Origin of the sequence: Methyloterricola oryzae, assembly GCF_000934725.1 — a bacterium.
In the GTDB taxonomy this organism is placed as follows: domain Bacteria; phylum Pseudomonadota; class Gammaproteobacteria; order Methylococcales; family Methylococcaceae; genus Methyloterricola; species Methyloterricola oryzae.
On sequence record NZ_JYNS01000001.1, the window covers coordinates 480663 to 505532 of the forward strand.

The 24870-nt window shown below is 59.1% G+C and carries 22 protein-coding genes; all 22 read right to left on the reverse strand.

What is annotated here, in order from left to right; translation table 11 throughout:
• Window positions 1–11: 11 nt before the first annotated feature.
• The 22 genes from fliR to pyrF all read right to left on the reverse strand — a co-directional run bounded on the left by fliR (window position 12) and on the right by pyrF (window position 24823).
• On the reverse strand, window positions 12–782 hold the full coding sequence (gene fliR, locus EK23_RS02065; RefSeq protein WP_045223581.1) for a flagellar biosynthetic protein FliR: 771 nt from the start codon (window positions 780–782) through the stop codon (window positions 12–14).
• 10 nt (window positions 783–792) lie between these two features.
• Window positions 793–1062, reverse strand: coding sequence for a flagellar biosynthesis protein FliQ (fliQ, locus tag EK23_RS02070; protein ID WP_045223582.1), 270 nt, complete (start codon window positions 1060–1062; stop codon window positions 793–795).
• Window positions 1063–1068: 6 nt separating this feature from the next.
• On the reverse strand, window positions 1069–1830 hold the full coding sequence (gene fliP, locus EK23_RS02075; RefSeq protein ID WP_082053859.1) for a flagellar type III secretion system pore protein FliP: 762 nt from the start codon (window positions 1828–1830) through the stop codon (window positions 1069–1071).
• On the reverse strand, window positions 1827–2243 hold the full coding sequence (fliO, locus tag EK23_RS02080; protein WP_045223584.1) for a flagellar biosynthetic protein FliO: 417 nt from the start codon (window positions 2241–2243) through the stop codon (window positions 1827–1829). The genes fliP and fliO overlap by 4 nt, the downstream gene beginning before the upstream one ends.
• Window positions 2240–2668, reverse strand: coding sequence for a flagellar motor switch protein FliN (gene fliN, locus EK23_RS24520; protein ID WP_045223585.1), 429 nt, complete (start codon window positions 2666–2668; stop codon window positions 2240–2242). The genes fliO and fliN overlap by 4 nt, the downstream gene beginning before the upstream one ends.
• Window positions 2669–2683: 15 nt before the next feature.
• On the reverse strand, window positions 2684–3703 hold the full coding sequence (gene fliM, locus EK23_RS02090) for a flagellar motor switch protein FliM (RefSeq protein WP_045223586.1): 1020 nt from the start codon (window positions 3701–3703) through the stop codon (window positions 2684–2686).
• 2 nt (window positions 3704–3705) lie between these two features.
• Window positions 3706–4230, reverse strand: coding sequence for a flagellar basal body-associated FliL family protein (locus EK23_RS02095; RefSeq protein ID WP_045223587.1), 525 nt, complete (start codon window positions 4228–4230; stop codon window positions 3706–3708).
• 209 nt (window positions 4231–4439) lie between these two features.
• Window positions 4440–5132 (reverse strand): protein phosphatase CheZ, encoded by a 693-nt coding sequence (locus EK23_RS02100; RefSeq protein WP_045223588.1) that lies wholly within the window; start codon window positions 5130–5132, stop codon window positions 4440–4442.
• A 63-nt stretch (window positions 5133–5195) separates the two neighbouring features.
• Window positions 5196–5585, reverse strand: coding sequence for a chemotaxis response regulator CheY (locus EK23_RS02105; protein ID WP_045223589.1), 390 nt, complete (start codon window positions 5583–5585; stop codon window positions 5196–5198).
• Between the two features lie 166 nt (window positions 5586–5751).
• Window positions 5752–6822: a protein-glutamate methylesterase/protein-glutamine glutaminase gene (locus EK23_RS02110; protein ID WP_045223590.1), complete on the reverse strand. Its 1071-nt coding sequence runs from the start codon at window positions 6820–6822 to the stop codon at window positions 5752–5754.
• A gap of 26 nt (window positions 6823–6848) precedes the next feature.
• On the reverse strand, window positions 6849–9971 hold the full coding sequence (locus tag EK23_RS24525; protein ID WP_052807837.1) for a methyl-accepting chemotaxis protein: 3123 nt from the start codon (window positions 9969–9971) through the stop codon (window positions 6849–6851).
• 67 nt (window positions 9972–10038) lie between these two features.
• Window positions 10039–10644: a chemoreceptor glutamine deamidase CheD gene (cheD, locus tag EK23_RS02120; protein ID WP_045223591.1), complete on the reverse strand. Its 606-nt coding sequence runs from the start codon at window positions 10642–10644 to the stop codon at window positions 10039–10041.
• 14 nt (window positions 10645–10658) lie between these two features.
• Window positions 10659–11507, reverse strand: a complete 849-nt coding sequence (locus tag EK23_RS02125) for a CheR family methyltransferase (RefSeq protein ID WP_045223592.1) — start codon at window positions 11505–11507, stop codon at window positions 10659–10661.
• 217 nt (window positions 11508–11724) lie between these two features.
• A complete protein-coding gene (locus EK23_RS24530; protein WP_158002429.1) occupies window positions 11725–14490 on the reverse strand; it encodes a methyl-accepting chemotaxis protein in 2766 nt (921 codons plus the stop codon).
• Between the two features lie 264 nt (window positions 14491–14754).
• Window positions 14755–15243 (reverse strand): chemotaxis protein CheW, encoded by a 489-nt coding sequence (locus EK23_RS02135; RefSeq protein ID WP_045223593.1) that lies wholly within the window; start codon window positions 15241–15243, stop codon window positions 14755–14757.
• A 49-nt stretch (window positions 15244–15292) separates the two neighbouring features.
• Window positions 15293–18148 carry a chemotaxis protein CheW gene (locus EK23_RS24650; protein WP_082053861.1) on the reverse strand — a complete coding sequence of 952 codons (2856 nt, stop codon included), beginning with the start codon at window positions 18146–18148 and terminating at the stop codon, window positions 15293–15295.
• Window positions 18149–18197: 49 nt separating this feature from the next.
• Window positions 18198–18563, reverse strand: a complete 366-nt coding sequence (locus EK23_RS02145; RefSeq protein ID WP_045223594.1) for a response regulator — start codon at window positions 18561–18563, stop codon at window positions 18198–18200.
• Between the two features lie 47 nt (window positions 18564–18610).
• Window positions 18611–19201: a hypothetical protein gene (locus EK23_RS02150; protein ID WP_045223595.1), complete on the reverse strand. Its 591-nt coding sequence runs from the start codon at window positions 19199–19201 to the stop codon at window positions 18611–18613.
• 423 nt (window positions 19202–19624) lie between these two features.
• The gene (locus EK23_RS02155; RefSeq protein WP_045223596.1) at window positions 19625–22090 is read right to left on the reverse strand and encodes a glycogen/starch/alpha-glucan phosphorylase; all 2466 of its coding nucleotides are present in this window, start codon (window positions 22088–22090) and stop codon (window positions 19625–19627) included.
• A gap of 210 nt (window positions 22091–22300) precedes the next feature.
• On the reverse strand, window positions 22301–23242 hold the full coding sequence (locus EK23_RS02160) for a sigma-54 interaction domain-containing protein (RefSeq protein ID WP_045223597.1): 942 nt from the start codon (window positions 23240–23242) through the stop codon (window positions 22301–22303).
• 4 nt (window positions 23243–23246) lie between these two features.
• Window positions 23247–23927, reverse strand: a complete 681-nt coding sequence (locus tag EK23_RS02165; protein ID WP_045223945.1) for a sulfite exporter TauE/SafE family protein — start codon at window positions 23925–23927, stop codon at window positions 23247–23249.
• 173 nt (window positions 23928–24100) lie between these two features.
• Window positions 24101–24823, reverse strand: coding sequence for an orotidine-5'-phosphate decarboxylase (gene pyrF / locus EK23_RS02170; RefSeq protein WP_045223598.1), 723 nt, complete (start codon window positions 24821–24823; stop codon window positions 24101–24103).
• Window positions 24824–24870 lie beyond the last annotated feature (47 nt).

Sequence of the window (24870 nt, forward strand, 5' to 3'; positions counted from 1 at the left end):
TCCGGTCTTCCTCATGGCTGGAGGTTGCGGATGATGAGGAATCCCTCGTCGAGGAATTCGGCGAACAGGTTCATCACCCCCGGCAGCCCGATCCAGATCAGCAGCAGGCCGACGAGCAGACTGACCGGAAAGCCGACCGAAAAGATGTTGAGCTGGGGTGCCGAACGGCTGGCGATGCCAAAACCCAGGTTGATCAGCAGCAGGGCCGTGATGATGGGCAGGGACATGAGGGTACCGGCGGCGAAGAAGCGGCTGCTCCAGCGCAAGGTTCCCCACACCTGCTCCTTGGTGAGGCCTTCGGTTCCTATGGGAATGCCGCGAAAACTCTCGGCGATGAGTTGGATGGCGACCAGATGGCCATCCATCTGCAGAAACAGCAGGGTCGCCAGAACCAGATAGAACTGCGAAATCACCGGCACCTGCACGCCGCTGGAGGGGTCGATCATGGACGCGAAGCCGAGGCCCATGCTATAGGCCACGCTCTGGCCTCCGAAAATGACCGCCGCGAACACCAGGTTCAGGATCATGCCGAACAGCGCACCGATCAGGACCTGCTGAATGCCTACCATGAATCCGGACAGGCTGAAGATGTCGATGCCGGGCATCGGCGGCAGGGTAGGCATGACCACGACCGTGACGCCCAGGGCGATCAGGGTGCGCATGCGCATCGGCACGTTGTGGCTGGAAAAGATGGGAATGGCCAGAAAAAGCGCGCCGATGCGCAGAAACGGCCAGAGAAAGCCCCCCACCATCGCCAAGATTTCCGATTCGCTGAATCGCATTTGCGGCCACCTAGCCTAGAAGGCTGGGGATGCTGCGCACCAGGCCTTCGGTATAGTCGACCAGAAGACGCAGCATCCACGAACCGGCGAACAGCATGATCAGCGCCATGATGATCAGCTTGGGCACGAAGGTCAGCGTCATTTCATTGATCTGTGTCGCCGCCTGGAACATGGCGATGAGCAGGCCCACGGCCAAAGTGGACAGCAGAATGGGGGCGGTCAGCTGCACGATCACCAGCATCGCCTGGCGCCCCAAATCGATGATGGTATCCGGAGTCATGCTGGGCTACTCGGCGAAAAAGCTCGCCGCCAGCGTCTCAACCACGAGAGCCCAGCCGTCCACCAGCACGAACAGCATCAGCTTGAAAGGCAGGGAGATCACCATGGGCGAAAGCATCATCATACCCATGGACATGAGGATGGTGGCAACCACCAGGTCGATGATCAGGAACGGAAGGAACAATAGGAAACCCATCTGGAAGGCGGTCTTCAACTCACTGATCATGAAGGCCGGAGCCAAAAGGGTCAGCGGCGTCTCCTCGGGCGAGGCGATGGCGGCCCTACCGGAGATACGCACGAACAACTCCAAGTCGGTTTCCCGCGTTTGCCGCAGCATGAATTCCCGGAAGGGCAACACCGCCCGCTCCAGCGCCGCGGAATCGGCAATCTCCTCTTTGAGATAAGGCTGCACCGCCTGCTCGTTCACCTTCTCCAGCACAGGCGCCATGATGAACAGGGTGAGAAACAGGGAAAGCCCGAGCAAAACCTGATTGTTGGGCGTCTGTGCCGTGCCCAGGGCCTGGCGCAGAATGGCCAGGACTATCATGATCCGAGTGAACGACGTCATGCTCAGGAGGATCGAAGGCAGTACGGTGAGCGCCGTCATCAAGGCCAGAATCTGGATCTTCACCGAGTAGCTTTGCCCCCCTTTGCCGTCGGGAGTGATAGTGAAGGCTTCCAGGGTCGCGGGCTCTGCCAGGACGTCCCCGCATGCGCTCGTCATGAGCACGCACGCCACTGCGGCGAGAGCGAGGCGATTCCAGTTCATGAGTCCCGGCCTGACATCAGATGCTTGAAATGTCGTACGAAGGGTTCCTGCTGAGCGACGTCCCCACTCAGCCGGATGGCTTCTTCTCCTTCCAGAACGCACAGAGTCTGCACGCGTCCCGGCGCAACCCCCAAGACCAGTTGCTTCGCCCCGGCCTGCACCAGCACGACCCTTTCCCGCGAGCCAAGGGACAAGGCCGCCAGCACCTTGAAGCTGCCGGGTTCGAGCCGCGAAAACTGGCCCAGGCGGCGCAGCGCCAAGGCAAAGACGAACAAGGCCAGCAGAACTGCGCCGAATGCTAGGGTCCATTGCAATAGATCGACGCGCGGCTCTGAGCGCAGGGGCACATCTCCCGCCAGCACACATCCGGGAAGCCACAATCCCAGGATCGTCAGAGCGGTCCCTCTGATCATTTCAGCTTCCGCACGCGCTCCGCCGGACTCAGCACATCGGTCAGGCGTATCCCGAACTTGTCATTCACCACCACCACCTCGCCGTGCGCGATCAGCGTACCGTTGACTAGTACGTCCATGGGTTCCCCGGCCAAGCGATCCAGTTCCACCACCGAGCCTTGCGTCAGCTGCAACAGGTTGCGGATGTTGATACGGGTCCGGCCGATTTCCATGGAAATGGTGACCGGCACATCCAGGATGACGTCCAGGTTGATATCTTCACGCTTCGCATCCGGGGGCGCAGCCTTCTCGCTCAGATTACCGAAGGTCGCCGGTTCCGGGGCTTTTTCCTCGCTGGGTATGGACTTTCCCGCCTCCTGGAAGGCAGCGGCCCAGTCAGCCGACAAGTCCTCGTCTTCGGCACTGCTTACGTCATTTTCGCTCACGGCCTTAAGGCTCCATCATCCAATCTTTGCCAATATGTCCTGCGGTTCCTCGGCTTCAGCCATTCGCTGCGACCTGCTCAGCAGCTTGACGGCGTAGTTGGAGTTGAAGACGCCGAACTTGCCTTTGAACACGGGGACATCCTCAATCATGACAACCACCTGCTCCGGGATATCCACAGGGATCACATCCCCGGGCTTCATCTTGAGTATGTCGTGGAGCGACAGCGTCTTTTCCACCAGGGCACTATAGAGTTCCACCTCCACATCCATCATCTCGTTGCGCAAGGCGCTGCGCCAACGGTCATCCGCCTGGCCGCGGTCGCTCTGGATACCGGCATCCAGCAGATCCCGGATAGGTTCGATCATGGAATAGGGAATGGTGACGTGCAGGTCGCCCCCACCGCCCTCCAACTCGATATGGATAGTGGACACGACCACTACTTCCGCCGGACTCACGATATTGGCGAACTGCGGGTTCACTTCCGAGTTGATGTATTCGAAGTCCACCGTCAGCACCGGCGCCCAGGCTTCCTTCATGTCGCGGAACACCGCGTCCAGGATGATGCGGATCACGCGCATCTCGGTCGGAGTGAACTCCCTTCCCTCCACTTTGTTGTAGTACTGGCCGGTGCCGCCGAAGAAATTGTCCACCGCGGTAAACACGAGATTGGGGTCCAGCACCATCAGCGCCCTGCCGCGCAGGGGCTGAATGCGGATGACATTCAGGTTGGTAGGTACGAACAGGCTATGCACGTACTCCGAGAACTTGAGGATCTGGACTCCGGCAACGGTGATCTCTGCTGAGCGGCGCAACAAGTTGAACAAACTGACACGGAAATGACGGATGAAGCGGTCGTTGATCATCTCCAGCGTGGGCATGCGCCCACGCACGATACGGTCCTGGCTGGCGAAGTCGTAGGATCTGGCCTGACCATCGTGAGGGGACGGAACCGGCTCCGTGTCGACCTGGCCGCCATCCACCCCATGCAGCAGTGCGTCAATTTCCTCCTGGGAGAGCAGATCCTGGACGGCCATGGCTACTGCATGACGAAACCGGTGAAATACACTTCGTCCACGCCTTCCTTGAATTCGGTCTGTTCAACCAGAATCTTCTTGATTTCCTCCTTAATCTTGGCGCGCAGCGCCGCCTTGCCCTCCGGCGTCTTGAGAACGGCAGGATCGTCCCCACCCAGCACCATGAGGATGTTGTTCCTCACCATGGGCATGTGCAGGGTTACGGCATCGAGGATCTTCTGGTCGCTGCTGGCCAGGCTGATTTCGATCTGAACCAGGCGCGCCTCCGGGTTGTTCTTGAAATTGGCGGCGAATGGCGGCGTCAGAGCCATGTAAATTACCGGCTTTTCCTGCACCGGTTCGTGCGTCTCGGCCGCTTTGCCATGCTCTCCGCCTTTGTCCTTGGGAGGGAAAATCCCGAGGAAATAAAGTGCGGCGAAAACCGCCAGCAGGGTTACCAGCACCGCCCCGATAATGATGAATATCAGGCCTTTGGAAGACGACTTGGCCTTTTCCTCACCAAGATCGAGCTTTTCTTTCTCCGCCATACTGGATCCTCGGTACGATTGCGCGGCCGTCGGCGGCATGCGAAAACGCCGGCCGGCAGGCTGCTAAGTCTGTCCGGCGCCGTCAACGGCAGTTGCGATGAAGTTTGTCACGACCGCAGGCTGGCGTACAGAGCCCCGCCTGGATGATGAAGCGCGGCTCCTGATGTGCCGCCAGCTCCCCTTGCCGCGAGGGCGGCTGGAGCCACAGGTCAGAAACCGAACTCCTTCAGCAGGTCGTCGACATCCGCCTGGGAAACCTGGTCCTGAACATCCGCGGCAGGCGCCCCACCCGATGCCCCGTCGGCTTTGACGCCGAAGGTCGCAACCATCTTTACCAACTCACCCTCAAGTTCACTCACCAGACGGATCACCTTTTTGATGGTCTGCCCGGTCAGGTCCTGGAACGACTGCGCCATCAGTACGGTAGACAGATCCGCTTCCAACTCGTCACGGAATTGCCACAGGTACTGTGCAGCATCGGAGGAAGGGTCCAGACTTTTGATGTGCTTGTCCAGGGCATCCATGCGGTCAAGATACTTGTCGACGATCTCGATGGTCTTGTTGGCGGCGTCTTCGGTACTTGCAATGATCAGTTGCAGCTTGTCCACTGCCGAGGGCATATCCCCCGTCGCCATGTCCTTGATCTTCGGATCGATGGCGTCTTGAAAGCCGCGAATGGAATCGTGCAGGATACGTGTGACGCGCCCGACCTGAAGGTAGAGGTCACCTTTGCCTTGGGCCTTGGTGATGCGTTGTACCGCCTCGTCGGCCTGCTCGAACTTGCCATTGGCGATGGCTTCCATGAAAACCATCATATCGTTCAGCAAGAGCAGGCGCGGATCATCCGAAGCCTCGAAGCGATGATCGAAGAAGTCCCGGAGTTCCTTGAAATGATCCACCACGTCAATTCCTCGCGGCTTTAATGGGCAATGAAGTAATTCTGGGCGTGCATACCGGCGATCAAGCTACTTGCCCAGTTTCTCGAAAATCTTGTTCATCTTTTCTTCGAACACTTGAGGCGTGAAAGGCTTCACGATGTAGTTGTTCACTCCGGCCTGGATGGCGTCCACCACGATCTGCTTCTCCGTTTCGGCCGTTACCATGAGTACGGGCGTGTCCTTCAAGTCCGGATCGGCGCGAATGGCGCGGAGCAAGTCGATGCCGGTCATATTCGGCATGTTCCAGTCGCTGACCACGAAGCCGTACTTACCCCCTTTCAGCATTTCCAGCGCCTGCTTTCCATCCTCTGCTTCATCGACATTGTTGAAGCCAAGCTGCTTGACTATCGATTTGACGATTCTTCTCATGGTGGAGAAATCATCAACCACGAGAATTCGCATGTTTGGATCGGGCATTGCGGTGATCTCCTAAAAGTCCTGAACTGTCTTTATCTTGGCGTTATTGGCGGAGACTGCAAGAGATGTCTGCGGGGCTTGAACAACCTGCGGCTGGCGCGTTCTGGCTGGCTTGAAGTATGGTCCAAATTCCTCATCCTGCAAGGCAAGCCGGGCGCTGCGCGGCTTACACCCGGTGGCCGACCTTTCCGGTGGAGACCAGATAAGACACCAGTTTTTCACCCATCTCGGGCAAAGAAACCACTTCGTCCACCCCGCCTGCTTCCACCGCCGCCCGGGGCATGCCATATACCACGCAGGAGGCCTCGTCCTGGGCAAAGGTATGAGCGCCGCAGCGCTTCATATCGAGCATGCCGTCCGCGCCGTCGCGGCCCATGCCGGTCAGTATCACGCCGATTGCGTTAACCCCGGCCGTCTTGGCCGCAGAATGAAACAGGACATCCACCGATGGCCGGTGGCGGTTGACCGGGGCGTCCTGACTCAGTTCCGTCACATAGTTGGCTCCGCTGCGTTTCAGCAAAAGATGGGAATGGCCCGGTGCGATGAACACATGACCGGGCAGCACACGCTCACCACCACGCGCTTCGACCACGGTGAGTTTGGGGCAAACGCGGTTCAGCCGGTCGGCGAAGCTCTTGGTAAAGGTTTCGGGCATATGCTGGGTAATCAGGACTCCAGGAAAATCCGGCGGAAGCTGAACCAGCAGGTCTTTAACGGCCTCGGTACCGCCCGTTGAAGACCCGATTAGCACCACCTTCTCCGTCGTGCCCAAGGAGCCCAGCGAGGCGACCTGGCGTGGACGCGGAGCGGCCTCCGTGCCGGGAAGATGCCTTCTGATGCGTGCCCTGGCGACCATGCGGATCTTCTCCGCAATTTCGTCGCTGTAGGATTCAATGGTGCGCGCGATGTCGAGTTTGGGCTTGGCAATGAAGTCGACGGCGCCCAATTCCAGGGCCCGCAGGGTGATCTCGGTTCCCGACTCCGTCAGCGAGGAGAACATCAATACCGGCATGGGGCGAAGACGCATGAGGCGCTCGAGAAAATCCAGGCCGTCCATCCTTGGCATTTCCACGTCCAGGGTCAGCACATCGGGATTCAAGGCCTTGATCATCTCGCGCGCGGCATAAGGGTCGGGCGCAGCGCCCACCGCCTCCATGTCGCGCTGACTGTTGATGACCTGAGTCAACAGGCTCCGGATCAATGCGGAGTCGTCGACGATCAGCACTTTAATGGTCATTAACTGCCTCTCTTGGAAAGGGACTGTCAAAATTCGGTCCAATCCTCACTACCGGGAAGCGTCGCCGGCGGGTGTGCATTGTTGACCGCCGCCCTAGCCTGGCTCGCGGGCCTGGCCGCAGGCAGAACAGGCCTTCGCGGCATTGCTGCTAATAGCCGCGCGCCATCCTGAGCGATCTTGAACAGCGCAACCGTGGTGGACAGATTGCTTGCCTGCTCTTCCAAAGACTCAGCGGCGGCAGCGGCTTGCTCCACCAAGGCGGCGTTCTGCTGGGTTGCCTCGTCCATACTGACTATGGCGTGGTTGACCTGTTCGATGCCGCTGCTCTGCTCCACCGAGGCCGCCGCGATCTCGGACATGATGTCGGTAACGCGACGAACCGAAGCTACAATTTCGTCCATGGTGCGGCCGGCCTCGCTTACCAGTCTGGCGCCGTTTTCCACCTTCTCCACGGAATCGCCGATCAGGCCCTTGATTTCCTTGGCCGCAGAGGCTGAGCGCTGCGCCAAGCTGCGTACCTCGCCAGCCACCACGGCAAAACCCCGCCCCTGCTCACCCGCGCGTGCCGCCTCGACCGCCGCGTTGAGTGCCAGGATGTTGGTCTGGAAGGCGATGCCGTCGATGACACTGATGATGTCGACGATCTTTTTGGAACTCTCGTTGATGGCGTGCATGGTGCCTACCACTTGCTGCACCACATCGCCGCCCTTGGCCGCGACGTCAGACGCGGCCAAGGCCATCTGGTTGGCCTGACGGGCATTGTCTGCGTTCTGCTTCACTGTGGACGACAACTCTTCCATGCTGGACGCCGTTTCCTCCAGGCTGGAAGCCTGCTGCTCGGTCCGGTTCGAGAGGTCTGAATTGCCGCTGGCGATTTCCTTGGACGCCGTGTTGATGGCATCGGTCGCGTCTCGAATGGACAGAACGCTGCTAGCCAGATTGTCCACCGTGCGATTCACGTCATCGCGCAATTGAGCAAAAGTTCCCTGATACTCGGCCGTGATCTTTTCCGTCAAATCACCACGCGAAAGTGCGCCCATCACGCGCACGACTTCCTCCACTGGCCCGACAATGGCGTCCAAGGTGTCATTCACGCCCTGCACGATCTTGCGGTAGTCTCCATTGTGATTCCCTGCATCCGCTCGAACGGCCAACTTGCCTTCGACGCCGGCCCTGGAGAGCACCTGCGTGTCGGCCACCAAGGCATTGATGTTGTCGATGGCCAGGTTGAGGTTGTTCTTGATGGAGTTGAAGTCGCCATGATAGGTCTCAGTAATCTTCGCGGGTATGTCGCCGCGGGCGATGCGTTCCAGACAGTCCGCCGCCATGGTCAATGGCCCGATCACGGCGTCCAGCAACCGGTTGACGCCAACGCCCGTATCGCGATGAAATCCATCGGGCAACATGTCCAGATTGGCCCGTTCCGACAGGTTGCCAGCGATCGCCTCCTGCACAAGCCGCCCGACCTCCTGTTCCGCCGCAATCTCGTCGGTGCGATCGAGCCATTCAGCGACCGTGCCGATGCGCTGTCCGCTCTTGTTGATGACCGGCGTCAAAGTCTCCACGAACGTGTGGCGACCGAAACGGAGCACGGATCGGTGACTGCCGTGGAGATTCTCGAGCCTATGCGACTGATCTTGGAGATTGCCGTGGAACTGCCCGATATGGGTACCGACCAAGTTGAGCGGGTCGAAGCCAGCGACGCTGCGCCCGATGTCTTCCTGGCAGCGCGACAATAGCCCTTTCAACGCATGGTTGAGGTAGATGATCTTGTGATCATTGTCGGCAATCATGACGTTGGCGCCGACGTTATCCAGGCCGATCTGAACACGCACCGCGCCGTTTCTGAACTTCACCTTTTCGGCCTCCTCAAATCCGAGCCGAATCTGCAGCGACTTCACGCCTTCAAGCAGCGTGCCGATTTCGTTGTGGTGCGTCACATCAATCTTGCGGCCCAGGTTGCCGTGAGTCAGTTCGGTAAACTCGGCCATCGCGTACTGAAGTGGCCGCATGATGCCCCGCAATATCCAGGCACCCCAACCAAAGCCGAGAGTCACGGCGACGCCCAGGCTTAGCAAGGCCATCCACAGCAGGTCGTGCATCACTTCTGCCGTATGGGCATTGGGAAATCCTAAGCTCACCTCGGCCTGTCTGCGGGTCACCTCGCTCAGGGTGTCCATGCGCGCCAGCAATTCCCGGATCGCTTGGTGTAAGTGCACATCCGAGTCTTTCCAAGCCTCGGGGCGCGGATTGTCGCGAGCCAACAGCGCCGCACGCGCGTTCGTCTGCAGGTCCCTGTAAGCTCCCATCACCGAATCCAACGGCACGACGGAAATTTCGCTCGATAGCATCGCCCGTCGCGCCTTATCCAGGTTGGACAAAATCGCCCGTCCCTGCTGGTCCAGACGATCGAGCGCGGCGTCTCGTTCCCTGGGGGCCAATGAACCACCAAGAGCTTCATCCAGGTCCATGAATTGCCGCCCAACCGAACCCTGGGCCTCCCTGACCGAATCAATGACCTCGAACAGCAAGGTCGACAGTTCCGAGTTAGACCGGATCAGGTCGCGTGACTTGGACAGCATCGTGGAGTCAACCACCGCCATCATGGCAAACAACAGACCGAACAGGCCGATCATCCCAGCGATGCGGTTGCGGATGCTCAGATTTCCAGCCCAGCGGCGGAAGCGACTGGTGAGGTCGGGTGCCAGGAGTTCCCCTTCCTTCAGTCCAAGACGGCAAACGCCCTCGCGCATATCGCGGTAAAGATTCTCCGCGAAAGCAATTTGCTCGCGGGTCGCCTTGTTGCGCATGGACATGTAGCCGATGCACTTGCCGCCTTCATACAGAGGCGTGGCATTGGCCACCACCCAGTAATGACCGCCGTCCTTGCGCCGATTCTTGACGATGCCGGTCCAGGGCTTGCCGCTCTGCAAGGTGCTCCATAGGTCGGCGAAGGCCGCCGACGGCATGTCCGGGTGACGCACCAGGTTATGGGGTTGCCCGATCAGTTCGTCCTCGGTAAAACCGCTGGCTTCGATGAAATCCGCATTGCAATAGGTGATCCTTCCCTTCAGATCGGTGTTCGACACGATCATGCAGTCATCGGGCAGCACGTATTCCTTGTTGGTCACTGGAAGATTTACGCGCATGGCAACCTCGTTAATGTTTCTAATGGTTACGGCGGATCGCCGTTGTCAGGCCTGTAGCCGCCCCGCTTCAAAACAGATCCACGTCGCCGGCCACCTTCTCCGCGGCCAGGCGGATGCTGTATTCCTGCTCGCGCCGCATGATCGTATCGTTGTGCAAGGCGCGCAGGCGCTTGATCAATACGCGCCCGGACTCAGGAAAAAAGTAGACTTTGCGGGGATATATATCCAGGAGGTCTTCGGCCACGATGGGGATATCTTCAGCATGCAGGTACATGCGCACGAAATGCGCGTTGCGCTCGCCCACATTGGAAACCGAAAAGCCGCGCAGCACGCTGCCGCCGCCGAATACCTTGGCCTCCAGGTTCTGCCGGCGTCCGCCCAATTTCAGCACCTGGTTGATGAGCAGTTCCATCGCATAGGTGCCGTACCGGGCCGAGGCGTTGATGGGCTCGCCGATCTCGTTGGCGCGAGGCAGCATGAAATGGTTCATGCCACCGATGCCGTTGACACGGTCACGCACGCAGGCCGATACGCAGGAACCCAATACGGTCACCACCAGCATCGGTCGCGTAGTGGCGTAGTACTCGCCCGGCAGTATCTTGACCGCGTCGATATTGAAGTTACGGTCAAAATAGAGATTGGGAGCCAGCGCGTCTTCGGAAAAGTCGGTCATGGCAGGGCTCCAGTTCAGCGGCTGGTCTCCAGCGGAGCGGTGGCCTTCGCCAGCCCGTAGACGGTCTTTCCCTGCAGGCGAAACAGATCGGAAACATGGTGCAGGCTCTCGGAATGGCCCGCGAACAACAGTGCGTCCGGCGTCATCAGCGGAACGAAGCGCTCCAGTATCTTGCGCTGCGTGGCCTTGTCGAAATAGATCATCACATTGCGGCAGAAAATAGCGTCGAACGGTCCACTGATCGGCCAGCTGTTATCCAGCAAATTGAGACGCTTGAAGGTGATCAGGCTTTGCAACTCGGGACGCACCCTGGCAAACCCCTCATGGGGACCCTTGCCTTTCAGGAAGAAGCGTTTGGCCGCTCCATCGGGCAGTTTTTCCAACCGGTCCAACGGGTATACACCCGCTCGCGCCTTGTCCAGCACGTTGGTGTCGATATCCGTAGCCACGATCTCCACCGGCGGGCGATAGCTGTCAAAGGCGTCGATCACGGTCATGGCGATGGTATACGGCTCTTCCCCGGTGGAGGAGGCTGAACACCAGATGCGCACAGGCCTGCGGCTGACACCCAGGATGTGTTCGGCCAGAATCGGAAAGTGATGAGGCTCCCGAAAAAAGGAGGTCAGGTTGGTGGTCAAGGCATTGACGAAGGCCTCCCATTCTTCGCCATGACCGACTTCGAGGTGATCGAGATATTCCCGAAAGCTCTTGGTTCCCGTAAGCCTCAGCCGGCGGGTAAGCCGGCTGTAAACCATATCCTGCTTTCTGTCGTTGAGTGCGATGCCGCAATGGTCGTACAACAACTTGCGTATCGTCTCAAAGTCAGCCTGAGTAAACGGGAATTCTCTCTTTTCCGTCGCCATGTTCTTCGCACTGTCGTAGCACCGCTGGGAAACCCACTCCGCCTTCGCGCTTCGCGCTCCGCGCCGGGCGATTGACGCCTCTCTCGCAGGAAACGCGCCATAAGAGGCCGCTACATCGTTTTTCTGATTCGCAAAAGCCCGACAATACTGGGGGCAATTCCACGACCGATCGCGCTCTGGGCAAGACGCCGCCCTGGGGCGGCGTTCGCTCCCAGGACTAGAATTCCGTCCAGTCGTCCTCGGCCACCTTGGGCGGCGCCTTGGAGACCGTCCGCGCAGCGGCGGGCGCCGCCTTAACCACGGACTTTGGAGCCGGGGCGGGAAGATTCCTCGCGGAAACACGGCGTCCAAATTCCCGGTTGACCCTAAAGCGGGCCGCGGAGTCGGCCAGGGTGACCGCCTGCTGCTCCAAGGATTCGGCTGCTGCCGCCGCCTGCTCCACCAGCGCCGCATTTTGCTGAGTGCCTTCGTCCATGCTCACGATGGCCTGGTTCACCTGCTCGATGCCGCTGCTTTGTTCCAGTGACGCCGTCGCGATCTCCGACATGATGTCGGTCACCCGCTTCACCGAAGCCACGATCTCGTGCATGGTCTGTCCCGCTTCCGACACCAGTTTGGCACCGCCTTCCACCTTCTCCACCGAATCGCCGATCAGGGCCTTGATCTCCTTCGCCGCCGCCGCTGAGCGCTGCGCCAAGTTGCGCACTTCACCCGCCACCACCGCGAAGCCGCGGCCTTGCTCACCGGCTCGTGCCGCCTCCACGGCTGCATTCAAAGCCAGAATGTTGGTCTGGAAGGCGATGCCATCGATGACGCTGATGATATCCACGATCTTGCGGGAACTTTCGTTGATGGCGTCCATGGTCCCCACCACCTGCTCCACCACGCTGCCACCGCGCATGGCCACTTCCGACGCGGCCATGGCCATCTGGTTGGCCTGGCGGGCATTGTCGGCATTCTGCTTCACCGTGGATGAAAGTTCTTCCATGCTGGAGGCGGTTTCCTCCAGACTCGAGGCCTGCTGCTCGGTCCGGTGCGACAGGTCGGAGTTGCCCGAGGCGATTTCCTTGGACGCCGTGTTGATGGCGTCGGTGGCCTCGAGAATGCTGGTCATGCTGTCGGCCAAGTTGTCCAGGGATACATTCACGTCATCACGCAGGCGGGCGAACATACCCTGATAGTCGGCGTTGATACGCTGGGTCAGATCTCCCTGAGCCAGCCCCTCCAGCACCCGGGCCAGTTCTTCCAATGGCCGGACTACGGCATCCAGCACCTTGTTCAAGCCTTCTCCGGTGTCGCGCAGGAAGCCTTGCGGCATGGACTGGGTATCGATGCGGTCACCCAAATTACCCACTGCGGCCTCATTGACGATGCGCGCCACCGCTTTCTCGGCGGCGATTTCAGCGGTGCGGTCGATCCACTCCATAACGGAACCGATGCGTTCACCGCTCTCGCTGAGCACCGGATTGACGATCATGAGAAAGTTGCGTCCGGCCACCTTGAACGGTGCTCTGAAAGTCTGATTCAAGGAGTCGAGGACCTTCTTGGGAGGCTCCTTGGCCCCGGTGCCGCCGCCCTTTGGCTTGATGAACTGATCGGTCTTGGTGCCCACTAACGTCCTGGCATTGAACCCGGGAATCTCATTGCGGAACGCATCTTCGAACTGGGCCAACATGGACACCATGGCTTGGTTGACATAGACGATGGTGTTGTCGTTGTCCGCAATCATCACCGAGGTGGAGACATTGTCCAGGCCCTCACGTATGCGGGTGTTCTCCGCCAGCAGGCGCTGTTCCCTGTTGCGCTGGGCAAGTTCTTCGGTGAGGTCGGCCCATTCGGCCACGCTGCCCAGATGCTCGCCAGACGCATTTCTTACGGGACTGGCAATGATCCGGAACGTGCGGCCGCCGATCTCTGTAACAACGGTGGCGGGTTCACGCATCACTTTGAGCATGGTCTGCTGGTGCTGCGGCTGTTTATGGAATTGATCAATGCTCTGCCCGACCAGTTTTTCCGGGTCGAAGTTGGGGAAACGGGTGCGGAACACCTGAGCAACGCCGCGCAGGGTGTCGCGCATCGCCTTGTTCATGTAGATCACCACCCGGTTCTCGTCGGCAATCATTATGTTGTTTGAAGCCTGCTCCATGGCGACGGCGATGCGCTCAAAACGCAGCGACTCCGCGCGCATTGCATCCATGTCCGAGTTCAGCTTGACCTGCATGTCCTTGGCGGCCTGCAGGATCTTGGCGATCTCGTCATTACGCTCAATTTCGATGTTCAGGTCGAGTTCGCCCTTGGCCATGCGCGCGAAATAGCCATAGGCGGCATCGACGGGCACATTGACGGCGCGCATCAGGAAATAGCCCATGACGATGGCCGCCAGCACGCCGAGCGGGATCAGTGTAACCGTCAAACTGCGAGCCTCGGCCACATCCTGCTGAATCGTGCCCAGTTGACCCTTGGCATCATCGAATTGGGCCTGCACGAGCTTAGACACCTCATCCGAGATGGGGTCGATCTTCGAATATAGCTCATTGATAGTAAAGGCCGCGATACCAGCCTGATCCTGCTTTTCCATGAGTCCCTTGAGCCGCTCGATGGCCCGGTCCGCGGTCGCCATCAAGGGTTCAATCCGCATCAAGGATTGCCTTTCATCCTCGGTACCGGAGCTTTTGGCAATCGCGGTAAACTGTTCCCACGTCTGACGAATCTTTGTCTGTGCCTCTTCAACATTGCGCAGCCCCTGCGACCAGGTGAGATTGCCGTTGCGGGTCTTGTGGGCGGTATCGACGATGTTCACCGCGTACATGTCCGCCACCACCTTGAGGTTCATCAGATGGGTCATGCTGTCGTCCATGACCTCCTTCAATCCGTCAGCGCTGCGCTCCATGCCGCGTAGCCCGCTCCAGCCAAAGCCCGCCAGCATGGCGGACAGCAGGGCGATTACCACGATGAGACGGTGTTTGATGGTTACGTTTTTCATGTCAGTTCGGTCCCATTGAAACGGCAGAAGGCGGCGCAGGAGCCCGGCCTGCATTCGGCATTCCTCATAAGCCCCCAGACGCAAGGCCCTGAACTGCTAAGCCAGACAGCAGGCCGCAGAGGCTTTTAGTTTTTTGGAAGGTGGGACAGCGGGCCTGGCGCAAGGCCGCCGGCGTCCTTTCCTGCTTATTGTTCGATCGGACTCGCCATTCCCGGCGAAGCCGCACCTGACAATCCAGACGCGGCCTATGACTCACGCTTGCGCTCAGTGCATACCGACTTCGATGAGCGCCATGTCATCGGACGACATCAGCTTTTCGATTTCCACCAGGATGATCATGCGCTCATCCAGGGTACCCAGGCCGGAAATGTACTTGGTATCGAGCCTTGACCCGAACTCCGGCGTCTGACGGATCTGTTCATCAGAAAGCGAAACCACGTCGGAAACACCATCGACCACCATCCCGATGACCCGCCCCAAAATGCTGAGAACGATGACCACGGTGAACTGGTTGTACGCCACGTTCGGCAAACTGAACTTGATGCGCATGTCGATGATGGGAACAATCGCGCCGCGCAGATTGATCACCCCCTTGATGAAGGGGGGCGCGTTGGCGATCTTGGTCACGGTGTCGTAACCGCGCAGTTCCTGTACCTTCAGGATATCGATGCCGTACTCCTCGTCGCCGAGGGTGAAGGTGAGATATTCCCGTGCGGTCGTCCCGGCCGCCGTTGCCTCTAGCGTGTCTTGCATATGAACCCCTGTCTTATTTTGTGTGTCGTGTGGCTGACACGCACCCGGCTCAGGCACTGGCGTGCATGTTCCGTGCGTGCTTCACGTGCAATTCTTTTTCCAGGCGCTTGATCGCCCGAATGGTGACGCTGGAAGCAGCCGCGAACTCGCCATCCGGCCCGAGCAACTTCTCAGCAGCCTTCTTGTCGCCTACCTCGTTCCTCCTGACGACCTCCGCCGCGCAACGGTGGAACTTGGCGTGCGCCGTCTTCAACTCGCCAAAGGCACTCATGTCGGAATACTGGTCGCCGCCCTCGCCGTGAATCCACTTACCCAGATCGCAGGCGTTGTCGCGCCCGACAACCGCCGGATCCAGCTTCTCGCCTGCACCATCCAGCGCGGCCCGCAGCCGCGTCTTCCAACGGGTGTGGGCCTGAACGGCATTTTCCAGTAGCAGGGTTTCCTTGGCTTCCAGTTCTTCCTCGTCCGCCGCTTCGGGCACAGCTTTGGAAGCGCGCTGCGGTGCCTGATCATGGTCGGCATGCCTCGCATCTACGCTGGCATCGATCATTTCCTCATCCAGGATCAGCAGCTTATCGGAGAAGGTCATGGTCTTGCTCATGCGCACCAGACCCGTGATGTCCAAGATCAGGGCGACCTTGCCGTCACCCATGATGGTGGCGCCGGAAACGCCGGCGACCTTCTTGTAATTGGTCTCCAGGCTCTTGATCACCACCTGGTGCTGCCCCAACAATTCATCCACCAACAGGGCCACGCGAACGCCGTCTGCCTCGACGATCATCAGGGTACCGTCTTCCGGCCGCCTGATCCGGGTGGGCGCGTTGAATACCTGATGCAGTACGATCAGAGGCAGGTATTCGCCCCGGACATGCACCACCCAACCTTCGCCGCCAACGGTCTTGACGTCTTCCATCCTGGGCTGCAGGGATTCGATGATGCTGGTCAAGGGCACGATGAATATCTCACGGCCCACGGCGATGGACAGGCCATCCAGAATGGCCAAGGTCAGCGGCAACCGGATGGTCATCTTGGTGCCGGCGCCAGTATAGGATTCGATTTCGACGCGACCGCCCAGGCCTTCAATGTTCTTTTTCACCACATCCATGCCAACTCCGCGGCCGGATACGTCGGTAACCACCTCGGCGGTTGAGAAGCCGGGTGCCATGATCAGGCCCCAGACTTCCTGGTCGCTCATGGCGTCGGAAACCGGAAGGCCCTTCTCCCGCGCTTTGCTCAAAATCCTCTCGCGGTTCAACCCCGCGCCGTCGTCCTGTACCTCGATCACCACGTTGCCCCCCTGATGGAAGGCGCGCAGGATCAGGTTGCCCTTGGGATCTTTCCCCTTGGCGACACGGATATCGGGACCTTCGAGCCCATGATCCAAGCTGTTGCGGACCAGATGCGTCAAAGGATCGGTAATCTTCTCGATCAGCCCCTTGTCCAGTTCTGTGCCTTCGCCCTGGGTCTTGAAGTTCACTTCCTTCTTCAGCTTCGACGCCAGGTCCCGCACCATGCGCGGGAACCGGCTGAATACAAAGCTCATGGGCATCATGCGGATGGACATGACGGCTTCCTGCAGGTCGCGGGTATTGCGTTCCAGCAAGGCAACGCCATTGAGCAGGTTCTCGTGCTGGACCGGGTCCAACTCGGATGCCGTCTGCGCAAGCATGGCCTGGGTGATGACCAGTTCGCCCACCAGATTGATGAGCTGATCGACCTTCTCCACGTTGACGCGGATGGATGAATCGGAGTGTGCTGCCGCCGCGGCGGTTTTCGGATCGGCCTTGGCCTCCGTACTGGGTTTGGGCTCCACCGCCGCCGGCTTGGCGGCAGCGACAGGCGTGGCCGCTACGGCAGAAGCAGGCTTGGCGGGTGCTGGGACCGGCGCTGCTTTCTCCGTCGTGGGGGCTGCTTTCGCGGCAGGCGCTGGTTCTGCCTTGGCGGCAGGTGCAGGCGCTTTCTTAGCCACAGGCGCCGCCTCGGGTGGTTCCTCTGCGAAAAAGCCGAAACCGTCGTCCGCGGGCGCTTTCGCTGCCGCAGCAGGTTGGGCCTTGGTCGCAGGTTCTGGCTCATCCGGCCCATCGCCGAAGAAACCGAAGCCATCGTCATCTTCCAGTTTGGCGGGCTCTTTTGCAGCAGGTGCAGGCGCCGCTTTCGGCAATTCTGATGTGGCGGGCCTGGTCGCGCCCTCCAATTCAATGGTGTACTGTTCCGGTTGCAGAAAGAAAGAGAAAGCCTCCGTGATATCCTCCTGGCCCTTGCGGTTGACGAGACGCAAGACGACCGGGGTGTCCGGCTTCTCACCAGCCTCGATCACTTCGAGAGCACCAAGATCCTTGAGACTGTCGAGCAGCCAATCATAGGAAGCCACTTCCGCCAGGGAGGTCCCAGCCCGGCTGAATTGAATACGGTAGGGCGTGCCTTCCGCCGGATATGCCGCGGTCGGTTGAGCCGGAGCTTCTTCGACTACCACAGCGGGTTCCGGTTTTTCGGCCTCTACGCTGGGTTGAAGCTGCTCGTCGCTGGCCAATTGGTTCAGCACGGCGCAAATGGCATCCGCCTGCTCCTGTTCCAGTACCGCGCCGCGCTGGCGGCTGTCGATCTGACTCTTGAGGATATCCGCAGCCTGCAGGAAGGCGTCGACCATCTTCTCGGTGGGCCGCAGCTCGGACTTTCTGAGTCTGTCGAGGAGAGTCTCGAGGATGTGCGTGACGTCGGTCATCTCCGAGAAGCCGAACATTCCGCTACCGCCTTTGATGGAGTGCGCGGCGCGAAAGATGGCGTTCAACTGGTCAAGGTCGGGCTCATCGAGATTCAGCGCGAGCAGGAGGGTCTCCATCTCGGCCAAATGTTCAAGGGCTTCCTCGAAAAAGGTCTGATAAAACTCGCTGAGGTCAAGGCTCATGGGAAACAACCTTCAAGCTGGAAATCCAAACGGCCGGGGGTAGCAAGGTCTACCCCAGTACCTTCCTCACGACTTGGATGAGCTTCTCGGGATCAAACGGCTTCACCATCCAGCCCGTGGCCCCTACTGCCTTGCCCTGCGCCTTCATGGCGTCGCTCGACTCCGTGGTCAGCATGAGAATGGGGACTTTGGCGTATTCGGGCAGCGCACGCAGTGACTTGATCAGAGTCAGACCATCCATGCGCGGCATGTTCTGGTCGGTCAGCACCAAATCAAATGCAGCCCCCTTGGCCTTTTCCAAGCCGTCCTGGCCGTCGACTGCTTCGACGACATCGAAGCCCGCACTCTTTAGGGTGAAGTTGACCATTTTGCGGATCGAAACCGAATCGTCCACCGCAAGTATCGTCTTATTCATGGATCCAATGCTCCTGTCAAAAACCGGTCCGGCGTCGTCTGCGACAACTAGAATAGCTCAATCTCTCCGGTCCTCATGTGGCCCTGAGATACCGGATTGGTCTTGTGTTCGTCGATGATGGCGACATGGCGCGCGATGGATTCCCGAAGGTGTTCCAACAGTTCGGCCAAGCTCGCCCAATTCTGTGCTTCCGAGGCCGCCTGAATCTCACCCAGTACCCCGCGCATCGCTGTTACGCGGTGCAGCGCATGATCGATCAACTGATTGGTCAGGTCCTGAAACTGTAGCGTGCGGACCGCCGTGTTGAGCAACTGTTCCAACTCACTGGTACCGGCGTATTCCGGTTCAGCCGTCAGGGGAGAGGAGTCTCCCCCTTTGTTCTGCGCCTCGCGTCCCGAAAGATGCGACAAGCGGATGCCCGGATGCTGAGCCAGTTGCTCGTTGATACCACTGAAGCATTCGGTCAGGGTATCGATGGCATCTTTCAGCAGACTCTGGGTCTGCGTCAGTTCATTGTCGGAAAACTGGAGTTGCCTACTGAATTCCACCGCCATATAACGGAGCACACCCTGAGTTTCCAACCGAAGCATCTCCAGGTGCTCGCTGGCACCGGAGGACGATGCGGACATGTCGTTCATGAGCTCAAACCTACGGTTACATGGCACCTATCAGCCAATTGATTACGCACGCAACAACTCCTTCTGGGACACGACACAACGCAAACGCCGGTTCAATTCAAAGCAACCCAACAAGCCAGCGCTTCCCGCCGTCCACGAACGGAGAACCGGCCAATGGCATCGAGCCGGTCCCCGCCTTGAGAATGGATGATCAGGATCGCCGGCTCATCATGCAGAGCCCTGACGACCACTGGCTTTGACAGCGCGTGCGGAAGGCTTCCTGTAAGCCGATGCCAGTCCGCAACAAGCGAGAGCACTCAGCGGGTATCAGCCTGAGTGGAGTATAGTAGAATGCAGATTTTTGTTAGGCGGACACGTGGAGGCATCAGGCCTTGTGTGCTCCGGCTCCGCCGAACCTGGCTCTGCGCCCGATCAGGCCGGGTTTCAGGCTTGACTGACGTTCCAGATCAGGTCGGCGTATTCGCGGATGGTGCGGTCGCTGGAGAAACGCCCCGAGCCAGCCACATTCAAGAGTGCCTTCCTGGCCCATTCCTCGGGTTGTTGAAACAGCAGGTCGACGCGGGCCTGGCATTCCACATAGGACGCGAAGTCCGCCAGTACGCAGTACCTGTCGCCGCCCGTCAACAACGAATCGATCAGAGGTCTAAAGCGCCCCACTTCCCCCGGCGAAAAATGACCATTCGCGATCAGATCGAGGGCCTGCCCCAAATCAGCGTTACCGTGGTAGTAGTCCCAGGGGTTGTAGCCGCCGTTGCGCAAATCGCGCACGCCATCGGCGGTGAGTCCGAAAATGAAGAAGTTCTCCTCGCCAACTTCCTCGCGGATCTCGATATTGGCGCCATCCAGAGTGCCGATGGTCAGGGCGCCATTCAGGGCCATTTTCATGTTGCTGGTCCCTGATGCCTCGGTGCCCGCCGTGGAAATCTGCTCGGACAGGTCCACCGCCGGGATCAATTCCATCGCCCGCGACACATTGTAGTTGGGCACAAATACCAGCTTGAGCTTTCCGCCAATGGCGGAATCGTGGTTTACCACCTCGGCCACGTCGTTGATGAGCTTGATGATAAGCTTGGCCATCCGGTAGCCGGGCGCTGCCTTGCCGCCGAGTATGACACAGCGGTTGGCCACTGCCGCATCCGGATTCTGGCGCAGGAAGTTGTAACGGGTGATCACGTGCAGGATATTGAGGAGTTGGCGCTTGTACTCATGTATCCGCTTGATCTGGACATCGAAAAGGCTTTGGGGGTCCAGCTCGATGCCTTGCCGTTTGGCAATCAGCTCGCTCAAGCGCTGCTTATTGGACACTTTCACCGCCCGGAACTCCTTCAGCAAAGCCGGATCAGCGGCGACGCTTCGCAGCTCCGATAACCGTTCCAAGTTGTTGACCCAGCCGGTGCCGATGGCGTGATTGATCAGGGAAGACAGCCCCGGATTAATCTGGTTGAGCCAACGCCTGGGCGTGACGCCATTGGTGATGTTGACGAAACGTTCCGGAAAAAGTGCCGCGAAGTCGCGGAAAATGGTGCTCTTCATCAACTCGGAATGCAGCTTGGCGACACCGTTGACCTTATGGCTGCCAATGATGGCCAGATAGGCCATGCGCACGCGCTTTTCACCTTCCTCGTCGATCAATGAGACCCGCCGCAACAGATCCAGGTCGCCCGGGTGCTGCTGGCTGAGTCCACGCAGGAAACGAAAGTTGATCTCGTAGATGATCTGCAGATGTCGCGGCAGCAGACTTTCGAACAGCCTCACCGGCCAGGTTTCCAGGGCCTCCGGCTGCAAGGTGTGATTGGTGTAGGAAAACGTGCGGACGGTGATGTCCCAGGCTCTTTCCCACTCGATCCCATAAACATCCATGAGCAGGCGCATGAGTTCAGGAATGGCGATGCAGGGGTGGGTGTCATTGAGCTGAATCGCCGCTTCATTGGGCAATTCGTCGAAGCGGTCGTGGTCTTCCGAAAATTTCCGCAGGATATCCTGCAAGGATGCACAGACGAAGAAGTACTCCTGCTTCAAGCGCAGTTCGCGTCCCATCTCCGTTGTGTCGTCGGGGTAGAGGACCTTGGACAGATTCTCCGAGTCGTTCTTCTCCTCAACGGCGCGGATGTAATTGCCCTCGTTGAAATAGGCCAGCTCGAAGTCGCGCGAGGCTTTTGCCGACCACAGACGCAGGTTGTTGACCGTCTCACCGCCGTAGCCGGGTACCGGCATGTCATAGGCCATGGCCATGACATCCTCGGTGTCGACCCACTGATGCCTGGGCCTGCCCTGCTCGTCCAGCAATTCCTGGACACGACCGCCAAACTGTACCCTGAACAACAGCTCGGGCCTGGAGAACTCCCATGGATTTCCATAACGCAGCCAGTTGTCGGGCCGCTCGATCTGGGCGCCATTTTCGATGCTCTGCGCAAACATCCCGTACTCATAGCGGATGCCATAGCCGAAACCGGGCAGGTGCAGGGAAGCTAGGGAGTCCAGAAAACACGCGGCCAGCCGCCCCAGGCCGCCATTGCCCAGCCCAGCCTCCTCCTCCATTTCGCTCACCCCCTCCAGTTCCAACCCCACGTCCTCCAGAACCTGCCGGATCTTGTCTTCCAGGCCCAGGTTGAGCAGGCTGTTTTGTAAAGCCCGGCCGATCAGGAATTCCATGGAGAGGTAATAGACGCGCTTCGCATCGTTCAAATAGTACGAGCGCATGGTTTCCATCCAACGCTGGGTCAAGCAGTCCCGGATCAAGTAGGCCAACGCGAAGAACCAGTCCCGCTCCCCGCATTCGATTGGATCCTTGCCTATGGTGTACATGAGCCGGTTGAACAATGCGCGCTTCAATGCCGGGACGTCGTGGGTGTCCGGGGCGTCGTAGGTTTCTTGGACAGTAGGGGGCATGGAAAAACATCCTGTAACATTGAAGAGGGAAGATGGGGCCCGGACTCTGCCAGGCGCGTCGCTAATCTTACATCAGGCAAGCCTGCCTGAAGATGACAGCTCGATCAAACTCAAAGCTTCCCAAAGCGGCCCCGATATTCTCAAGGTCCTGAAACGAGAAACGCCTCCACGAAGGAGGCGTTTTCTCTAACCAGGCAACGGCTCGCTACTTCAGCTGATACCGTATTTCTGCATGCGGTACAGCAAAGTGTCGCGCGAAATACCGAGGAGACGGGCAGAACGGCTGCGATTGCCGTTGGTTCGGGTCAAAGCCTGCTGGATCAGGTCGATTTCAACCTTCTCCAACTCGATGCCCAATTCCGGCAGCGCGAATATGGACTTCTGCGCTGGCGCACGATTGATGAACTCAGCGGGCAAATTGCCTTCCTCAATGATGCGGCCGGCCAGCAGGATGGAAAGCCGCTCGCACACATTGCGCAACTCGCGGACATTTCCCGGCCACGGATACGCGTGCAGCCGCGACATCGCGGATTTGCCAAAATTAACCACCGGCAGGTTATGGTCCGCTGCGAAGCGCTTGACGAAATGAGTGAGCAACAGCTGAATGTCGCCCAGGCGGTCACGCAGGGGAGGAATTTCAAGGGGCACCACGTTCAGGCGGTAAAACAGGTCACGCCGGAACTCGCCACGGGCGATCTTGTCTTCCAGATTCGCGTTGGTGGCCGCAATGATGCGAACATCCACGGTAAGCGTATGGGTGTCGCCAACCGGTTGGATCTCGCCGGTTTCCAGAAAGCGCAACAGCTTGGCCTGCAGTGGCAGCGGCAAGGAGTCCACTTCATCGAGGAACAGCGTACCACCATCCGCCGCGTGCAAGCGACCGATCTGGTTGGAAACGGCACCGGTAAAGGCGCCCTTGCGGTGGCCGAACAGTTCCGATTCGGCGATGGCCTCTGGCAGCGCCGCGCAGTTCAGGGTAATGAACGGCTTGTCGCTTCGAGGGCTGTGTTGTTGGAGCGCACTGGCCAGAACCTCCTTGCCGGTTCCAGTTTCACCTACAATCAGCACGGTGACGTCCGTCGCCGCGACCATGCTGGCACTTCTCAAGAGTGCTTCAAAATTAGGTGACTGCCCAATCAGTGCCTCAAACATAAGCTCACCCTCTGCCATGTAACTCGTGTAATACCATTGGATTCAGCCAGGGGAACGCAGCCAGCAGGGCAAGCAGGATCAACGAGACCCCAGCGAGCTGCCGGAACTTCCTCATACTGGATAACCGCATCATCAGGCTGGTCATAATACCAACCCCAATAACCGCAGGTAAAGTACCTAAGCCAAATGCGAGCATGGTCAGCGTGCTGCGGACCTCATTGCCAGCAGTCGTCGCCAGGGTGAGGGCGGCGTAAACGAGGCCGCAGGGCAGCCAACCCCAGATCATTCCGAACACGTAAGCCTGACCCAGCGTTTCAACCGGAATCAGGCGCCGTCCGTAGGGCTCGATCAACCGCCAGACCACGGCTCCAGCCTTTTCGATGTAGGCGAAGCGGGGAAACCAGCCCGCAATGTGCAGCCCTGCGCCGGCCATGATCAGCGCGGAGATGATCTGCAGAATGCGGTGACCCTGCCCTTCGCCCAGAGGCAGCATCAGCACGTTATGCAGCAGTCCGGCGAAGAATCCGCCCATGGCGTAACTGGTAATACGGCCCAGGTTGTAGCTGAAAACAAAGGGCAGTAGCTGCGCCTTGTTCTCGCGAATCTCCCGGCGCAAGCTCAATGTCAGCGATCCGATGATGGACCCGCACATACTCAGGCAGTGCAAGGCGCTGAACAACCCCATGACCAGAGCCACGAGGTAGGACGTGCTGAAGCCGCTCTCTAGATGGTGCATAGTGCCTGGGACTTTCCTTGGATCCAGCTGAGCCAAACAGAGCGCAATTGTGTCATATGACACACCAATAAGTCATATCACACACCCCTGCGCATCGGCCACCGCCACCACATGAAACTAACTTACTGAAATACAGATATAATCTGTTGCTGTGCGATTTCAGCAGCTTCTTTCGGATGTTCAGCATCACGAATCGGACGCCCCACCACGATATAGTCGGCGCCATTGCGGAAAGCCTGCTCAACGGTCACGACGCGCTTCTGGTCGTCGGCAGGCCGGTTATCCACCGGACGGATGCCGGGAGAAACCACCAGCAGTTTGTGATCCACCTCCTGACGGAGAAACGGCACCTCCAGCCCCGACGAAATGACGCCGTCGCAGCCTGCGGCCAGCGCGCGGCGGGCCCGTGACAGCACCAACTGGCCAATGTCGCAGGAGAACCCCAGATCGTCCAGGTCGCCGCGGTCCAGGCTGGTGAGCACGGTAACGGCCAAAATCTTCACATCACCCTTTTCGCGCGCCGCCGCCCGCATGATGGCGTCGTTGCCGTGCACCGTGGCGAAGTCCACGCCCGTGTTGCTCAGAGCACGCACGGCACGGGCCACCGTTTCAGGCACATCGAAGAACTTCAGGTCGACGAAGACCTTCTTGCCACGGGCCTGTAGCCAATGGATCAAGCCGAAATAGTCCCCGCTCATGAACAATTCCAGCCCGACCTTGTAAAAGACGACGCTATCGCCCAACTCCTCCACCAGGGCCTTGGCTTCCTCGATACTCGGCAAGTCCAAGGCCATGATCAAACGCTCACGCGCGGGAATGGGCTTATGGGAGAGGAACTGGGTCATGAATACTCCTTGGACAGGTAATCGAAATCCACCGACCGGTCTCGCCT

Bases quoted from the DNA above. Each gene is read 5' to 3' on its own strand.
- fliM (WP_045223586.1), bottom strand. From the start codon at position 3,703: ATGGCCGTCCAGGATCTGCTCTCCCAGGAGGAAATTGACGCACTGCTG.
- EK23_RS02105 (WP_045223589.1), bottom strand. From the start codon at position 5,585: ATGCCCGATCCAAACATGCGAATTCTCGTGGTTGATGATTTCTCCACC.
- EK23_RS02160 (WP_045223597.1), bottom strand. From the start codon at position 23,242: ATGTTTGAGGCACTGATTGGGCAGTCACCTAATTTTGAAGCACTCTTG.
- pyrF (WP_045223598.1), bottom strand. From the start codon at position 24,823: ATGACCCAGTTCCTCTCCCATAAGCCCATTCCCGCGCGTGAGCGTTTG.
- fliO (WP_045223584.1), bottom strand. From the start codon at position 2,243: ATGATCAGAGGGACCGCTCTGACGATCCTGGGATTGTGGCTTCCCGGA.
- fliQ (WP_045223582.1), bottom strand. From the start codon at position 1,062: ATGACTCCGGATACCATCATCGATTTGGGGCGCCAGGCGATGCTGGTG.
- EK23_RS02145 (WP_045223594.1), bottom strand. From the start codon at position 18,563: ATGAATAAGACGATACTTGCGGTGGACGATTCGGTTTCGATCCGCAAA.
- fliR (WP_045223581.1), bottom strand. From the start codon at position 782: ATGCGATTCAGCGAATCGGAAATCTTGGCGATGGTGGGGGGCTTTCTC.
- EK23_RS02165 (WP_045223945.1), bottom strand. From the start codon at position 23,927: ATGGGGTTGTTCAGCGCCTTGCACTGCCTGAGTATGTGCGGGTCCATC.
- EK23_RS02150 (WP_045223595.1), bottom strand. From the start codon at position 19,201: ATGAACGACATGTCCGCATCGTCCTCCGGTGCCAGCGAGCACCTGGAG.
- EK23_RS24650 (WP_082053861.1), bottom strand. From the start codon at position 18,148: ATGAGCCTTGACCTCAGCGAGTTTTATCAGACCTTTTTCGAGGAAGCC.
- fliP (WP_082053859.1), bottom strand. From the start codon at position 1,830: ATGAACTGGAATCGCCTCGCTCTCGCCGCAGTGGCGTGCGTGCTCATG.
- cheD (WP_045223591.1), bottom strand. From the start codon at position 10,644: ATGACCGACTTTTCCGAAGACGCGCTGGCTCCCAATCTCTATTTTGAC.
- EK23_RS02095 (WP_045223587.1), bottom strand. From the start codon at position 4,230: ATGGCGGAGAAAGAAAAGCTCGATCTTGGTGAGGAAAAGGCCAAGTCG.
- EK23_RS02155 (WP_045223596.1), bottom strand. From the start codon at position 22,090: ATGCCCCCTACTGTCCAAGAAACCTACGACGCCCCGGACACCCACGAC.
- EK23_RS02110 (WP_045223590.1), bottom strand. From the start codon at position 6,822: ATGACCATTAAAGTGCTGATCGTCGACGACTCCGCATTGATCCGGAGC.
- EK23_RS24530 (WP_158002429.1), bottom strand. From the start codon at position 14,490: ATGAAAAACGTAACCATCAAACACCGTCTCATCGTGGTAATCGCCCTG.
- EK23_RS02135 (WP_045223593.1), bottom strand. From the start codon at position 15,243: ATGCAAGACACGCTAGAGGCAACGGCGGCCGGGACGACCGCACGGGAA.
- EK23_RS02125 (WP_045223592.1), bottom strand. From the start codon at position 11,507: ATGGCGACGGAAAAGAGAGAATTCCCGTTTACTCAGGCTGACTTTGAG.
- EK23_RS24525 (WP_052807837.1), bottom strand. From the start codon at position 9,971: ATGCGCGTAAATCTTCCAGTGACCAACAAGGAATACGTGCTGCCCGAT.